A 14,962-nucleotide genomic window follows, 5' to 3' on the forward strand; every position below is an offset into this window, starting at 1 on the left:
GCCAGATCACGGCCGTATGACGCCGTTGCCCAGCACGCCTATGGGATCCGCTCCATCACGGCGACCTACGAGGATTCTCGGAGGGAGGTCATATGCCCGGTCCGGCCAGTGACTGGCCGGGCCCCGTCTCTCGTCGCCCAGACGATCCGGCAGCGCTCGTCACCGTCGAACCTCACACCCACCCTCCCTCGCTGGACTTCCACTCGATCGATTGCGAGGCCGAGGCGTTCACGCCTTCCGGCCGCATCATCGGCCTCCCAGGCTTCACGTAGCAGGCCCGCGTCCAGGAGCGGAGAGATGTCCACGGAAGGGATCGGCATCCGCAGTAGATCCGCGCGCAGTCCCTCGATCCGGGTACGAAGTCGTCCGGCGAGCCGGTTGTACCGGTCGATCGCGTCTGCGCCGGTGAACTCGCCACGGACGTACCTGGCCTCCTCCAGGTCCCCCAGACGGGCCCCTTCGTCCGCGATCTCCGCCTCGATCGCGTCCCGCTTCGCGAAAACCTCAGGGTCCTCCCGCTGTACCCAGCGATCGGCGATCACGGCGAGGAGCGGGTCCCGGGGTTCCAGGGACGGCAGACGTGAGAGGAATGCCCGGGTCACGTAGTCGTCGAGGCTCTCGACCCGAACCGAGACGCCGGAGCATCCTCGCCCCATCCGGTGACTGGAGCACTGGTACGACGTGCCGGCCTTGCTCATCCGGGCCCCGCAGAACCCACAACGTGCCATCCCGGTGAGCAAAGACTTCCCTTGCTTCTGGCCGTGCCGCTTCCCTGCCAGGGGGAACGTGCGCGCTTCGAGCCGGCGAAGGATGAGCTCACGCTCCCCGACCGTGATGATCCCCTCACCGATACTCACGGTTTCGAGCGTCTCCGGATCCCGGTAGGGAGAGACCCGGTTCGTGTACTTGCGTGTCCCGTCCGGCTGCTCCTCGTACTCGGTCTGCGGCATGAGACCAGCGAAGGCCGGTGAGCGAAGGAGTTGCATGACGCTGGACGAGTTCCACTCGCCTCCACGGGCGGACTCCACCCCGTGCCCGTTCAGCAACCGGGCGATGTGGACAAGGGCCTTCCCGGAGAGCGCCTCGTCGGCGATCAGTCGGGCGTACACAGCGGTCTCGGGGTCCTGGACGAGCTTCTTCGTCTCCGGGTCCACCAGCAGCCCGTAAGGCGGCTGTCCGCCGATCCACTGGCCCCGCTGGCGCAGGTACCGCTTGGCGTTGCCGACGCGCATCCCAAGGTCGCGGGACTCGTTGCGCGCCAGTTCCGCCAGCATCGCGATGGTGACCCGCGCACTGTCGTTCTTCGTGTCGAGGCCGTCCATGACGGAGACCAGCCGTCCGCCGACCCGGTCTATGCCGTCCAGCGCCTTGCCGACCTCGCCGATGCCCTTGCGGGACAAGCGGTCGAGCTTCCAGACGATCAGAACGCCCACGACGCCGGCTGTGGCTGCTGTGATCGCCGCATCGAATCCCTTGCGGCTGACGTTCTTGTAGCCGGAACGTCCACGGTCGATGTGGACCTTGCGGACGGTCAGTCCGTTGCGCTCCGCCCACGCCCGGCAGTCGGCTTCCTGGCGGTCGATCGCGGTCTTGCCCTCCCGGTCCAGGGAGAGGCGTAAGTACAGGTCGGCAGTGGTGTGTTGGTGCACGTTCCCACGCTGGCGAGGAGTGCGCACATCGGTTCAGGAAATCCAGAAGGCGAGGATGACGATACGTCCCCGCAGGTCGGCGAGGCTGTACGAGGCTCCGCCCGTGTTGAGCCAGCCTCCCTCGCCCACCAGCTCAGGGGCCCGTACCCGAACGCGCCGAGACGCGGAAACGCTTTCGTTCATCGTTCAAGGGTGCCACCCCCGGGCGGCCGCCCCGGCGGCGGGCGTGCCCGTCCCGCGACGGGGGCCCGGCNGGGGNGGCGGGAACGCCCCGGGGCGGCGCCCCTACCGGCCGCCGGACGCCGGGCGGTCCGGTGCCGCGACGCCCAGCACGCGGTCCTTGAGCGCGGGGAACCGCTCCCGCGTCGCGGCGACCCGCGCGGGGTCGAGGTCCACGGTCAGGACCTCCTCCCCGCGGCCCGCCTCGCCCAGCACCTCGCCCCAGGGGTCCACGACCACGCTGTGCCCCGCCTGCTCGACCCCGGCGTGCGTCCCGGCCGTCCCGCACGCCAGCACGTACGCCTGGTTCTCCACCGCCCGGGCCCGCGCCAGCAGCGACCAGTGCCCGAGCCGCCGGGCCGGCCACCCCGCCGGGACGACGAAGGCCGCGGCCCCCGCGTCCACCAGCCCCCGGAACAGCTCGGGGAACCGCAGGTCGTAGCAGGTCGCCAGGCCGAACGGCAGGTGCGGGCACGGGGCGACGGCGAGTTCGCGGCCCGCCGACATCAGCACCGCCTCGCCCTGGTCGAAGCCGAACCGGTGGATCTTGCGGTAGGTCAGGGCGAGCCTTCCGTCGGGGGAGAAGACCAGCGAGGTGTTGTAGAACGCGTCCCCGTCGCGTTCCACGAAGGAACCGGCGTGCAGCCACACCCGGGCGTCCGCGGCCGCCGCCGCCATCGCCTCGTACGTCGGCCCGCGCAGCGGCTCCGCCTCCGCGGCGAACGCCTCGTACGCGAACGCGCCGACCGGCCACAGCTCCGGCAGGACCACCAGGTCCGACGCCGACTCGTCGCGCACGAGCGCGGCGGCGCGCCGCCGTCGCGCGTCCACCGTTTCGTCCGGGTTGACCGCAATCTGGATCAGAGAGGCGCGCACACTACCACCGTCCTGGCGTTGAGGCCGTCCATACGGGCCTACGATCGTCACACGAAAGCACTGCCGAGGGGCCGGGGGGAGCGTACTGTTCTCCCCTGGGGGATCCCTCCCCCGAGGACCGCGTCCAGGGGAGGCCTCCGGGGCTCCTCGGCGGATGCCACTGCACCCAGCCCGCGTACCAAGCCGCACGAGGGGTCCCGTGACCGTCCATCCCAGCCTCCAGACCTACGCCGACGCCTGGACCCACTCCATCGAAGCCGTGGCCGAGCTGGTGCAGCCGCTCGTCGAGGGCGAGTGGAACCGCGCCACCCCGTGTCCCGGCTGGTCGGTCCGCGACGTCGTCTCCCACATCATCGGCATGGAGTGCGAGATGCTGGGCGACCCGCGCCCGATCCACTCCCTGCCCCGCGATCTGTACCACGTGCGCGGTGACTTCGCGCGCTACATGGAGATGCAGGTCGACGTGCGGCGGCACCACACGGGGCCGGAGATGACGGCCGAGCTGGAGTACGTCATGATCCGCCGGGCCCGCATGCTGCGCAACGAGAGCCGCTCCCCCGACACGCTGGTGCGCGCCCCGCTGGGCGCCGAGCAGAGCCTTGAGGTGGCGTACCGGACGCGCGCCTTCGACGTGTGGGTGCACGAGCAGGACCTGCGCACCGCGCTCGACAGGCCCGGCAACCTCGACTCCCCCGGCGCGTACGTCGTGCGGGACACCCTGCTGACCCTCCTGCCGAAGGTCGTCGCGAAGGACGCGGGCGCCCCGCCGAACACGGCCGTGGTCTTCGACGTGAGCGGCCCCGTCGAGTTCCTGCGGACGGTCCGCGTCGACGCGGAGGGGCGCGGCCGGGTCGACGGGGCCCCGTCGCTGGGTCCGGCCGCGACGCTGGCGCTGGACTGGGAGACGTACGTGCGCCTCGCCTGCGGCCGGGTGCGGCCCGCCGCGGTCGCCGACCGGGTCAAGGTGGAGGGCGACGAGGACCTGGCGGGCGCCATCCTCGCCCACTTCGCCGTCACGCCGTAGCGGCTCCGCGCGGGGTGCGGGCGTCACGCCGGGACGCGGGGCGGCGCCGCGCGGTCGGCGGCCGGCCGTTCGCGCTCCCGGCGCGCCGTGCGGGCGCGGAGCCGGAGGATCTGGGTGACGCCCAGCGCCTGCAGGACGAAGACCGACGAGAACGCCGTCCGGTAGTCGCCGCCGGTCGCGTCCAGCAGGACGCCGATCGCCAGGAGCGCCGCCATCGAGGCGGTGAACCCGCCGATGTTGACGATTCCCGAGGCGGTGCCCTGCCGTTCCGGCGGGTTGGCGGGCCGTGCGAAGTCGAAGCCGATCATCGACGCCGGTCCGCACGCGCCGAGGACGGCGCACAGCGAGACCAGGAGCCACATCGGCGCCCCGTCGTCCCCCGGGTACGCCAGGACGGCCGCCCACACCAGGGCCGTCGCGCCCACGGTGCCCAGCGCCAGGGGGGCGCGCGCCGCGTGGCGGCGGGCGATCAGCTGCCCGTACGCGAGGCCCACCGCCATGTTGGAGAGCACCACCGCCGTCAGCAGCTCGCCGGCCCGGCCCCGGGACAGGCCCTGCGCCTCGACCAGGAACGGCATCCCCCACAGCAGCAGGAACACCATGGCGGGGAACTGCGTCGTGAAGTGCACCCACATGCCGAGCCGGGTGCCCGGTTCCCGCCAGGCGCGGGCGATCTGGTGCCGTACGTACGCGGCCCCCGCGTGCGGCACGGGCTCCGGTTCGAAGCCCTCGGGATGGTCCTTCAGGAAGACGGCGACCAGCACCAGGACGGCCAGCCCGGCCAGGGAGCTCCCGGCGAACGTCGCCGTCCAGCCCAGCCCTTCCAGCATCCGCGCCAGCACGATCGTCGACAGCAGGTTGCCGGCGACCCCGAACAGCGCCGCCACCTGCGCGACCACCGGGCCGCGCCGCGCCGGGAACCAGCGGCTGCCCAGCCGCAGCACGGAGATGAAGGTCATCGCGTCGCCGCAGCCCAGGAGCGCGCGGGCCGCCAGCGCCGTCCCGTACGACGGGGACAGTGCGAAGCCGAGCTGCCCGGCCGTGAACAGCACGATGCCCAGGGTCAGGACCCTCCGCGTGCCCAGCCGGTCCACCAGCAGGCCGACGGGTATCTGCATGCCCGCGTAGACGAGCAGCTGGAGTATGGAGAACGCCGACAGCGCGGAGGCGTTGACGTGGAAGCGGTCGGCGGCGTCGAGCCCGGCCACGCCCAGCGAGGTGCGGAAGACGACCGCGACGAGGTACACGCAGACGCCGGCGCCCCACACGAGGACCGCCCGGCGGCCGCCGGGCGGATCTGCGGGGAGCGCGGCGGCCGGGGAGGGGGCGGGGATCACCGGGCCTCGCCCCGGAGCACGGTCCCCGCCCTGCCGGCGCGGCGGCCGGGGGCCGCCGCCCCGGTGTGGACGCGGACCCGTGCGGCGGCGGGCGGGGACGGGTGCGCGACGGGTGGCATGTACACAGGATAGGTACGGGCGGGACGCGGCGGAGGGCGCGTCCGGCGCGCGGACCGGGCCCGGAGGACCGGAAGGATCCGGAGGACCGGAAGGATCCGGAGGACCCGGAGGACCGGAAGGACCCGGACGCTCGTCGGCGTCCGGGCCCTCCGGGCGGCGCGGCGGGCGGGGGCCCGCTCACGCCGGGGTGTTCGTCACGCCCAGGTGATCAGGCGCTTGGGGTTCTCCAGGACGGCCGCGATGTCGGCCAGGACCTTCGATCCCAGTTCGCCGTCGACGAGCCGGTGGTCGAAGGAGAGCGCCAGCGTGGTGACGTGGCGCGGCTTGACCTTGCCCTTGTGCACCCAGGGCTGGAGCTTGATCGCGCCGACCGCGAGGATCGCCGACTCGCCGGGGTTGAGGATCGGCGTGCCGGTGTCGACGCCGAAGACGCCGACGTTGGTGATCGTCACCGTGCCGCCCTGCATGGCCGCCGGGGTCGTCCTGCCCTCGCGGGCGGTGGCGACCAGTTCGCCGAGCGCCTGCGCCAGCTCCGGGAGCGTCTTGGCGTGGGCGTCCTTGATGTTCGGCACGATCAGGCCGCGCGGGGTGGCGGCGGCGATGCCCAGGTTGACGTAGTGCTTGACCACGATCTCCTGGGCGGCCTCGTCCCAGGAGGCGTTGATCTCCGGGTTGCGGCGGATGGCGACGAGCAGGGCCTTGGCGATCAGCAGCAGCGGGTTGACCCGCAGCCCCGCCATGTCCTTGTCCGCCTTCAGCTCCTCGACGAGCCGCAGGGTGCGGGTCACGTCGACCGTGACGAACTCGGTGACGTGCGGCGCGGTGAACGCCGAGCCGACCATGGCCTGCGCCGTGGCCTTGCGCACGCCCTTGATCGGGACACGGGTCTCCCGGGCGCCGACGGCGGCCGGACCGGCCGCCGGGGCCTGCGCCTCGTCGGGCGCCGCGGGGGCCGGGAGCTGCGCGGGGACGGCCGCCGGGGCCTGCTCGGGAGCGGCCGCCTTGTGCACGTCCTCGCGGGTGACGATCCCGTCGGGGCCGGTCGGGACGACCGTCGCCAGGTCCACGCCCAGGTCCTTGGCCAGCTTCCGCACGGGCGGCTTGGCCAGGGGGCGGGCCTGCGGCTCGGGCGCCACCGGGGCGGGGGCCCGGCCGTTCAGCTCGCCCTGGACGGCCGCGCGGGCGGCCGGGGCGGGGGCGGTGGCGGTGTCCTGCCTGCGCGGGCGCCGCTTCGTGGACGACGCGGCCACGCCGTAGCCGACGAGGACCGGCTGGCGGCCCTGCGACTCCTCCGGGGCCTCCACCACCGCCGGGGCCGGGGCGGCGGCGGGGGCCTCGGCGGCCTCCGGCTCGTCGCCGCCCACGTTCACGGAGATGATGACCTCGCCGACGTCGACCGTCGTGCCCTCGGGGAAGCGCAGCTCGTGCACCACCCCGTCGAACGGGCACGGCAGCTCCACGGCGGCCTTCGCCGTCTCGACCTCGCAGACGGCCTGCCCGTCCGTGACGGTGTCACCGGGCTGGACGTACCACTTGAGGATCTCGGCCTCGGTGAGACCCTCGCCGACGTCCGGCATCTTGAACTCGCGGATCACGGGATGTCCTCTCTCAGTACGCCAGCGAGCGGTCGACGGCGTCGAGCACCCGGTCCAGACCCGGCAGGTACTCCTCCTCCAGGCGGGCCGGCGGGTACGGCGCGTGGTACCCGCCCACCCGCAGCACCGGGGCCTCCAGGTGGTAGAAGCACCGCTCGGTGATCCGGGCGGCGATCTCCGCGCCGGAACCGAAGAACACCGGGGCCTCGTGCACGACGACCAGGCGGCGGGTCTTCTCGACCGAGGCCTGGAGGGTGTCGAAGTCGATCGGGGAGATCGAGCGCAGGTCCACGACCTCGACCGACCGGCCCTCCTCGGCGGCGGCCGCGGCCGCCTCCAGGCAGGTCTTCACCATCGGGCCGTAGGCGACGAGGGTGAGGTCCGTGCCCTCGCGGGCGACCCGGGCCCTGTGCAGCTCGCCGGGGATGGCCTCGGTGTCGACCTCGCCCTTGTCCCAGTAGCGGCGCTTGGGCTCGAAGAAGATGACCGGGTCGTCGCTCTGGATCGCCTGCTGGAGCATCCAGTAGGCGTCGGACGAGGTGGCCGGGGTGACGACCTTGAGGCCCGCGACGTGCGCGAAGAGCGACTCGGGCGACTCGGAGTGGTGCTCGACGGCGCCGATGCCGCCGCCGTACGGGATGCGGATGACGACCGGCATCTTCACCGTGCCGAGCGAGCGGGCCCGCATCTTCGCGAGCTGCGTGACGATCTGGTCGTACGCCGGGAAGACGAAGCCGTCGAACTGGATCTCCACGACCGGCCGGTAGCCGCGCAGCGCGAGGCCGATCGCGGTGCCCACGATGCCGGACTCGGCGAGCGGGGTGTCGACGACCCGGTCCTCGCCGAAGTCCTTCTGCAGGCCGTCGGTGATCCGGAAGACACCTCCGAGCTTGCCGACGTCCAGGCCCATGACGACGACCTTGGGGTCGGTCTCCAGGGCCTTGCGCAGCGACTCGTTGAGCGCCTTGGCGAGGGGAAGCTTCTGAACAGCCATGGTTACTCGGCCTCTCCGTTCGCGAAGGACGCCTGGTAGGCGGCGAACTGCGCGCGCTCCTCGTCGACGAGGGCGTGCCCGTCCGCGTACACGTTGTCGAACATCGCCATGTGCTCCGGCACGGGCATGGCGCGGACGACCTCGCGGACCTGCTTGCCGAGGGCCTCGCTCTCCGCCTCCAGCTCCTCGAACCAGGACGCGTCGGCGTGGCCCTGGGCCTCCAGGTAGCGGCGCAGGCGCAGGATCGGGTCCTTCGCCTCCCAGGCGGCCCGCTCGTCGTCGTGCCGGTAGCGGGTCGGGTCGTCGGAGGTGGTGTGGGCGGCCATGCGGTAGGTGAACGCCTCGATGAGCGTCGGGCCCTCGCCGCGGCGGGCGCGCTCCAGGGCCCAGCGGGTGACCGCGAGGCAGGCCAGGACGTCGTTGCCGTCGACGCGGACGCCGGGGAAGCCGAAGCCCTGCGCGCGCTGGTAGAGCGGGACGCGGGTCTGCTTCTCGATGGGCTCGGAGATCGCCCACTGGTTGTTCTGGCAGAAGAACACGACCGGGGCGTTGTAGACGGCGGAGAAGACGAACGACTCGTTGACGTCGCCCTGGCTGGAGGCGCCGTCCCCGAAGTACGCGATCACGGCGGAGTCCGCGCCGTCCTTGGCGACGCCCATGGCGTAGCCGGTGGCGTGCAGGGTCTGCGAGCCGAGGACGATCGTGTACAGGTGGAAATTGTTGGTGCTGGGGTCCCAGCCGCCGTTGTTCACACCGCGGAACATGCCGAGGAGGTTCGTCGGGTCGACCCCGCGGCACCAGGCGACGCCGTGCTCGCGGTAGGTCGGGAAGACGTAGTCGTCGTCCCGCAGGGCGCGGCCGGAGCCGATCTGCGCCGCCTCCTGGCCGAGCAGCGAGGCCCACAGGCCCAGCTCGCCCTGCCGCTGGAGCGCCGTGGCCTCGCCGTCGAAACGGCGGGTCATCAGCATGTCGCGGTACAGGCCGCGCAGCTCGTCGGCGGTCAGGTCGACGTCGTACTCGGGGTGCCGGACGCGCTCACCCTCGGGCGTCAGCAGTTGTACGAGCTGCGGCTCGGAGTCGGAACTCCGCGGCTTCCTCGCGCGGGCGGCGCGCTTGGCGGCACCGCCCTCGGCGGCTTTGGCGCCGCTGCTGGTGCCGCCGCTGCGTCGCGGCTGACGCGCGGCAGTGCTGTCCACGGTCACGTGCGTGCTCCTCCGTCTGTCCGGGCTCCCGGGGTCCGCCGGGTGGCCTGGGGTTCCCCGCTCCTGCGGAGCTCGGGAAAGCGGCTCGCCTGGTCCGTGCTCGGTGCACGGGGTGGGTGCCCTCGGCCGGAAACAGGCGTGACAAGTGTTCCGGCGAGCGCCTGTGGTAAGCACGTTACCCAGTGTGCGGCCATCCCGCTAACCCCCCTGACCTGCGATTTTTCTTGGATTTCCAAGTAATTCGAGGAATCTGGGGCGAAGCCCGGTCGCACCGCTGGCACCGCTTGGACAACACACTGGCAACAGCCTCACGGCCGCCGGAACACCGGCACGTTATCCCGCGCACCCCGTTGTCGGGAAGAGTTCACAGGACCGTGATGTGACCCGGGTCATCCCGTGACGACCCGGTATCCGGCATATGCCGCACGGGCCCGCGGCGGCTCCGCCTCCGCCCCCGGCCCGTCCGGCCGGGCGCCGCGGAGGCCCGGGCCGGTGCGCGGCGCGCTCCCCGGCCGGGGCGGCCGGGGCCTCAGCCGCCGGTGGTGGAGCCGCCGTCGGCGGCCGTGGACCCCGTCGTCATTCCGCCCTGCTGACCGGAGCCGGTCACTCCGGTGGTGTCGCCGCCGCTGCCGCCGCCCGTGTCGGTCGAGCCGGTCGTCCCGCCGTCGCCGGTGCCTCCGTCGCCCGTACCGCCGTCGCCGGTGCTGCCGCCGGTCGTGCCGCCGTCGGTCGTGCCGGTGGTGTCGCCGCCGCCGTCGGTCGTGCCGGTGGTGTCGCCGCCATCGGTGGGACCGTCCGTCGTCGCCCCCGTGTCACCGGTGCCGCCGCTCGTGGAGAACGTCGGCGGCCGGCTGTACGACGGCGCCCTCGGGGGCCACGACGGGCGGTCCCCGCCGCCGTTCCCGCCGCCGCTCGACGTGCCGGGCTGCTGCGTCTCCTCCCGGGGCTCCGATGCGGACGGGGTGGGGGGGTGGGGGTGAGGGTGGGCGAGACCGACGGGGTCGGGCTGGTGGTCGGCTTCATGTCCGTGCCGGGCGTCGTCTCGCCCGCGTTCATCGCGTACACGATGCCCGCCACGATCGCGACCAGCGCGAACGCGACGAACAGCAGGACCTTGCCGCGGCCGCCGCCCCCGCGTTCGTACCCGCCCGGGTAGGCGCCGTCGTCGGGGTTCGGCGGCGGCAGGATCGGGGCCTGCGAGGTGTCGCCGTGCAGCGGCATCGGCCGGGACGGCGTGGACGGGCCCGCCAGCCCGCCCATCACGGCGGTCGCCGCGACGCCGCCGCGCGGGGTGTGGCCGCCCTCGTGCAGGTCGACCTGCCCGGTGCTCCACGTCCCGGTGTGGCCGCCCTGCTCCTGGAGCATGCTCAGCCCGTACTGGATCAGCCCGCGCATCTCCTCGGCGCTCTGGAACCGGTCGTCCGGGTCCTTCGCCAGCGCCCGCATCACCAGCCCGTCCAGCTCCGGCGGGGCCTCGTCGAACACCTGGGACGGCGGTACCGGCACGTCCTGCACGTGCTGGTACACCACGGACAGCGGCGTCTCGCCCACGAACGGGGGCCGCAGCGCCAGCAGCTCGTACAGCAGGCAGCCCGTGGCGTACAGGTCGGAGCGGTGGTCGACGGCCTTGCCGAGGGCCTGCTCGGGCGACAGGTACTGGGGGGTCCCCATGACCATGCCGGTCTGCGTCATCGTCGTGGACGCCCCGTGCAGGGCGCGGGCGATGCCGAAGTCCATGACCTTGACGGCGCCGCTGTTGGTGATGATGACGTTCGCCGGCTTGATGTCGCGGTGCACGATGCCGTGCTGGTGCGAGTAGGCCAGCGCCTCCAGCACGCCCGACACGATGGCCAGCGCCCGCTCGGGCGGCATCGTCTCCGCGCCGACCAGCAGCTCCCGGATGGTGCGGCCCTCGACCAGCTCCATGACGATGTACGGCACGGACTGGCCGTTCACCTCGTCCTCGCCGGAGTCGTACACCGCCACGATCGCGTGGTGGTTCAGCCCCGCGACGGACTGGGCCTCGCGCGTGAAGCGGGCCTTGGAGACCGGGTCCTCCGCCAGGTCGGCCCGGAGGAGCTTCACCGCGACCGTCCGGCCCAGCCGCACGTCCTCCGCCGCGAACACCTCGGCCATGCCGCCGCGGCCGAGGCGGCGGGTCAGGCGGTAGCGGCCGTCGCCGACCAGGCCGCCGGCGCCGAACTCGACGGCTTCGCCGCGCCCCGGCGCCCCGTCGTCCGACACGCCGCCGCCACCTGCTTCGGATCCGGGTGCCATCGTCCTCGCCGTCATTTCCGTTGCCGTCCGCGCGCTGTGCCCGCGAGCGGTGTGCCGCCGTCTTCCCAGGGGTGCTTCGCCACGTCACGCTACAGCCTTCGTGTGACGCGCCGGTTCGGGATGGACCGGCCATCCAACCGGTTTCCCGTACGCCCGTGCAAATTCCGCGCGGTCCGCGTGACGCTTCCGGGACGCTTCCGGTGCGTACGGTCACGGAACAGGCCTCCGGCTTGACGTGTCCGTGCCCTGGGGCAGACTTGGCCCGTATATCCGGCAGATCGCCGCGGGCACGCGCGCGTAGGGGGAAGCACGATGAGCCAGGACGGCGCACACGGCCGCTACGCGGGCGGTTCGGTGGCGAACGGCCGCTACCAGCTGCGCGACCTGCTCGGCGAAGGCGGCATGGCCTCGGTGTACCTGGCGTACGACAGCGCCCTGGACCGGCAGGTCGCCATCAAGACCCTCCACACGGAACTCGGCCGGGAGCAGTCGTTCCGCGAGCGGTTCCGGCGCGAGGCCCAGGCCGTCGCGAAGCTCCAGCACACCAACATCGTGTCGGTCTTCGACACCGGTGAGGACACGGTCGTCTTCAGCGACCCCTCGATGGGCGACGGCGGCGTCATGCCGTACATCGTCATGGAGTACGTGGAGGGCCGGCCGCTCGGCTCGGTGCTGGCGGCCGACGTCCGGCAGTACGGCGCGATGCCGGCCGACAAGGCCCTGAAGATCACCGCGGACGTGCTGGCCGCGCTGGAGACCAGCCACGAGATGGGCCTGGTCCACCGCGACATCAAGCCGGGCAACGTGATGATCACCAAGCGCGGCGTGGTCAAGGTCATGGACTTCGGCATCGCCCGCGCCATGCAGTCGGGCGTCACGTCGATGACGCAGACCGGCATGGTCGTCGGCACGCCCCAGTACCTGTCGCCCGAGCAGGCCCTCGGCCGCGGCGTCGACGCCCGGTCCGACCTGTACTCGGTCGGCATCATGCTGTTCCAGCTGCTGACCGGGCGGCTGCCGTTCGACGCGGACTCGCCGCTCGCCATCGCGTACGCGCACGTCCAGGAGGAGCCCGTCCCGCCGTCCTCCGTCAACCGGTCGGTCACACCGGCGATGGACGCGCTCGTCGCACGGGCGCTGAAGAAGAACCCGAACGAACGGTTCCCCAGCGCCGCCGCCATGCGCGACGAGTGCCTGCGCGTGCTGTCCGCCGGGCAGGCCGGCGCGCCGGTGATCGTCCCGGGCGCCCCGGTGAGCAGCGGCGCGGGCGTCGGCTCGACGGTGTTCCCGCCGCTGGACCAGTCGTACGCGGCCCCCGCGGCGCAGGGCGTCCAGACGCCGTACCAGGCGCCGGGTCCGTACGGCCCGCCGACCCCGGCCCCGGCCCCGACGCCGGCTCCGGCTCCGGCTCCGGCCGCGTACGGCTACCCGCACCAGGCGCAGGCGCCGGCGCCCGTCCACCCGGCGCAGGCGCCCTACCAGCCGGTGGCGACGGGCGGCGGGAGCGGAGGCGGCCGGCGGAACACGCCGCTGCTCGTGGGCGCGATCCTGGCCGCGCTGATCGCCGTCGGCGGGACGATCACCGCGATCGCCCTCGACAAGGACGACGCCCCGGGCACGCCGGTCGCGCAGCCGAGCGAGAGCACCGGCACCGGCACCGGCACCGGCACCGAGGGCTCCGACTACCGGGGGCCCGACCTCGGCAAGCGCATCGACGCCAAGAAGTGCACGGAACCCGGCGAGGGCGACGACCCGCAGAAGTTCCGGGTCCCGGACTTCCGGTACAAGAACATCACCTCGGTCAAGGAGTGCATCCAGGCGGCCGGCTGGAAGATCACCAAGGAGATCCCGGTCGATGAGAACGTCTACGGCGACGGGACGGTCCTCACCCAGTACCCGCCGCAGGGCACCGAGATCAGCACGGCCGAGGCCGACTTCACCCTGGAGATCTCCACGGGGCGCGGCCGGCGGTAGCGCCGCCGCCTCGGCGTTTCCCCGCCGTTCGCCGCACGTTCCGCCGCGCGCACTGGGCCGTTCGGCCGTTTCGGGAGGCCCGGTGCGGCGCCGTGTGTGAGGGTGGGCGGAAACGAGCAACGCCGCGCGAAAGGGAGTCCCCGATGGCTCCACGTCCTCGCACCGGACGGGCGGTCGCGCTGAGCTTCCTCCTCCTGTGCGCGACGGGCCCGCTCCACCTCGCGCACGCGGACGGCGGTGCGCCGCCGCGGGCGGGCACGGCGACGGGGCCCGCCGGGACGGCCTCCCCCACGCCCGGTACGGGGACGACGGCCCCGGGGCCCACCGCGTCCGGACCGGACGGGCGGCCCGGCCCGCCCGGCTCCCCGACCGGCTCCCCGACCGGTGGGCCGGCCTCCCCGACGGGTGCTCCGCCGACTTCCTCCACCGGCCCCTCTCCCACCGGACCGGGCGGTGCCGAGGCCGGTACCCCGGCCCCGCCGGGCACCGGGGAGCCCTCGCTGGCGGGACGGCCCGCCGGGGCCGGGCGGGAGCGGCCCGGCCGTCCCGAGCGCCCGTCCCCGAGCCCCTCCGCCACCCCGTCGCCGTCCTCCTCGCCGTCCGCCGGCCGCACGCGCACCGGTACGGTGCCGGAGCTCGGCCGCCACCACTGGGCCCCCTGGGACCACCGGGAGCGCTGGGACGCGGGACCGAAGACCGTACCGGAGCAGGGTTCGCACGCCGTCGTACCACCGCGGGGCACCCCCTCCGCCGCCGCCTGGGAGCCGCACGGGCAGGCCGCCGAGACCGGCGTCGACCGGCGCGTCCCCGTCCTGACACTGGGCCTGGGGCTCACCCTGATGGGAATCGGCTTCGGCTTCATCGGGCTCCGCGTCCGCCGTGCCTGACGCCGCCGTCCGCGGTCGGGCCGCCGGGGGCCGGGGCCGCGTGCCTCCCGCGGAGGCCGGGGCGGCCCCGGGTGGCCCGGGACCGGCGCGGCCGTTCGGTACGGCTTGGAGGCGGCGTGGCCGTTCGGGGAGGATCGCACCGGTTCGTGCGTCCCGTACGGGGGTGGATCGTCCGTGTGCGGGGGCACACCGTGTGGTGAGACACCCGTGCGAGAGAATGACGGCATGGAGATGCCGAGGAATGAACGGTCGCAGGAGGCCCCGCAGGTCCTGGTCGTCGGGCAGGACGGCATGGCGCTCGGTGGCGAGGGCGACGACGAGTCCCGTGAGACCCCGGTGACGGAGATGGTCGAGCAGCCGGCCAAGGTCATGCGGATCGGCAGCATGATCAAGCAGCTGCTGGAGGAGGTGCGGGCGGCTCCCCTCGACGAGGCCAGCCGCGTCCGGTTGAAGGAGATCCACCACAGTTCCGTGAAGGAGCTGGAGGAGGGACTGGCCCCGGAGCTCGTCGCGGAACTGGAGCGGCTGTCCCTCCCGTTCACCGACGAGAAGGTCCCCTCGGAGGCGGAACTGCGGATCGCCCAGGCCCAGTTGGTCGGGTGGCTGGAGGGCCTCTTCCACGGCATCCAGACGGCGCTGTTCGCCCAGCAGATGGCGGCCCGCGCCCAGTTGGAACAGATGCGCCGGGCCCTTCCCCCGGGCATGGCCGCGCCGCACGACGACGAGGGACACGGCCGCGCCCGGACCGGCGGCCCGTACCTGTGACCCCGTAGGCCCGCGAACGGCGAACGGCCCGGCACACCTCCCG

Annotated in this window: 11 protein-coding genes and 1 pseudogene; 4 read left to right on the plus strand and 8 right to left on the minus strand. The window is 73.3% G+C overall.

Going from position 1 to position 14,962, the window contains the following annotated elements; all coding sequences use genetic code 11:
- Window positions 1-65: 65 nt before the first annotated feature.
- From MW084_RS13640 to MW084_RS13650, 3 genes are all read right to left on the minus strand, one after another.
- Window positions 66-1,649: a recombinase family protein gene (locus MW084_RS13640; protein ID WP_010473611.1), complete on the minus strand. Its 1,584-nt coding sequence runs from the start codon at window positions 1,647-1,649 to the stop codon at window positions 66-68.
- Window positions 1,650-1,682: 33 nt separating this feature from the next.
- A complete protein-coding gene (locus MW084_RS13645; RefSeq protein WP_010473608.1) occupies window positions 1,683-1,832 on the minus strand; it encodes a thioredoxin domain-containing protein in 150 nt (49 codons plus the stop codon).
- 102 nt (window positions 1,833-1,934) lie between these two features.
- On the minus strand, window positions 1,935-2,744 hold the full coding sequence (locus MW084_RS13650; RefSeq protein ID WP_010473605.1) for a nitrilase-related carbon-nitrogen hydrolase: 810 nt from the start codon (window positions 2,742-2,744) through the stop codon (window positions 1,935-1,937).
- Between the two features lie 199 nt (window positions 2,745-2,943).
- Between MW084_RS13650 and MW084_RS13655 the strand changes: the two genes are divergently transcribed.
- Window positions 2,944-3,768 carry a maleylpyruvate isomerase family mycothiol-dependent enzyme gene (locus MW084_RS13655; RefSeq protein WP_010473604.1) on the plus strand — a complete coding sequence of 275 codons (825 nt, stop codon included), beginning with the start codon at window positions 2,944-2,946 and terminating at the stop codon, window positions 3,766-3,768.
- Between the two features lie 23 nt (window positions 3,769-3,791).
- Here the strand turns inward: MW084_RS13655 and MW084_RS13660 are convergent, their stop codons facing one another.
- The 5 genes and pseudogenes from MW084_RS13660 to MW084_RS13680 form a co-directional block, all read right to left on the minus strand.
- Window positions 3,792-5,102, minus strand: coding sequence for an MFS transporter (locus MW084_RS13660; protein WP_106428123.1), 1,311 nt, complete (start codon window positions 5,100-5,102; stop codon window positions 3,792-3,794).
- A 317-nt stretch (window positions 5,103-5,419) separates the two neighbouring features.
- Window positions 5,420-6,802: a dihydrolipoamide acetyltransferase family protein gene (locus MW084_RS13665; RefSeq protein WP_050986833.1), complete on the minus strand. Its 1,383-nt coding sequence runs from the start codon at window positions 6,800-6,802 to the stop codon at window positions 5,420-5,422.
- A gap of 31 nt (window positions 6,803-6,833) precedes the next feature.
- Complete coding sequence (locus MW084_RS13670) at window positions 6,834-7,814, minus strand: alpha-ketoacid dehydrogenase subunit beta (RefSeq protein WP_010473596.1); 981 nt, start codon at window positions 7,812-7,814, stop codon at window positions 6,834-6,836.
- Between the two features lie 2 nt (window positions 7,815-7,816).
- A complete protein-coding gene (gene pdhA / locus MW084_RS13675) occupies window positions 7,817-9,016 on the minus strand; it encodes a pyruvate dehydrogenase (acetyl-transferring) E1 component subunit alpha (RefSeq protein WP_010473594.1) in 1,200 nt (399 codons plus the stop codon).
- A 529-nt stretch (window positions 9,017-9,545) separates the two neighbouring features.
- Window positions 9,546-11,293, minus strand: a pseudogene (locus MW084_RS13680) (protein kinase domain-containing protein).
- A gap of 312 nt (window positions 11,294-11,605) precedes the next feature.
- Here MW084_RS13680 and MW084_RS13685 point away from each other — a divergent pair.
- From MW084_RS13685 to MW084_RS13695, 3 genes are all read left to right on the plus strand, one after another.
- Complete coding sequence (locus tag MW084_RS13685) at window positions 11,606-13,267, plus strand: protein kinase domain-containing protein (protein WP_010473589.1); 1,662 nt, start codon at window positions 11,606-11,608, stop codon at window positions 13,265-13,267.
- Window positions 13,268-13,893: 626 nt separating this feature from the next.
- A complete protein-coding gene (locus MW084_RS13690) occupies window positions 13,894-14,154 on the plus strand; it encodes a hypothetical protein (RefSeq protein ID WP_158684356.1) in 261 nt (86 codons plus the stop codon).
- 225 nt (window positions 14,155-14,379) lie between these two features.
- The gene (locus tag MW084_RS13695; RefSeq protein ID WP_029553726.1) at window positions 14,380-14,919 is read left to right on the plus strand and encodes a bacterial proteasome activator family protein; all 540 of its coding nucleotides are present in this window, start codon (window positions 14,380-14,382) and stop codon (window positions 14,917-14,919) included.
- The last annotated feature ends 43 nt before the right edge of the window (window positions 14,920-14,962 follow it).

The organism is Streptomyces sudanensis, assembly GCF_023614315.1.
Taxonomy (GTDB): domain Bacteria; phylum Actinomycetota; class Actinomycetes; order Streptomycetales; family Streptomycetaceae; genus Streptomyces; species Streptomyces sudanensis.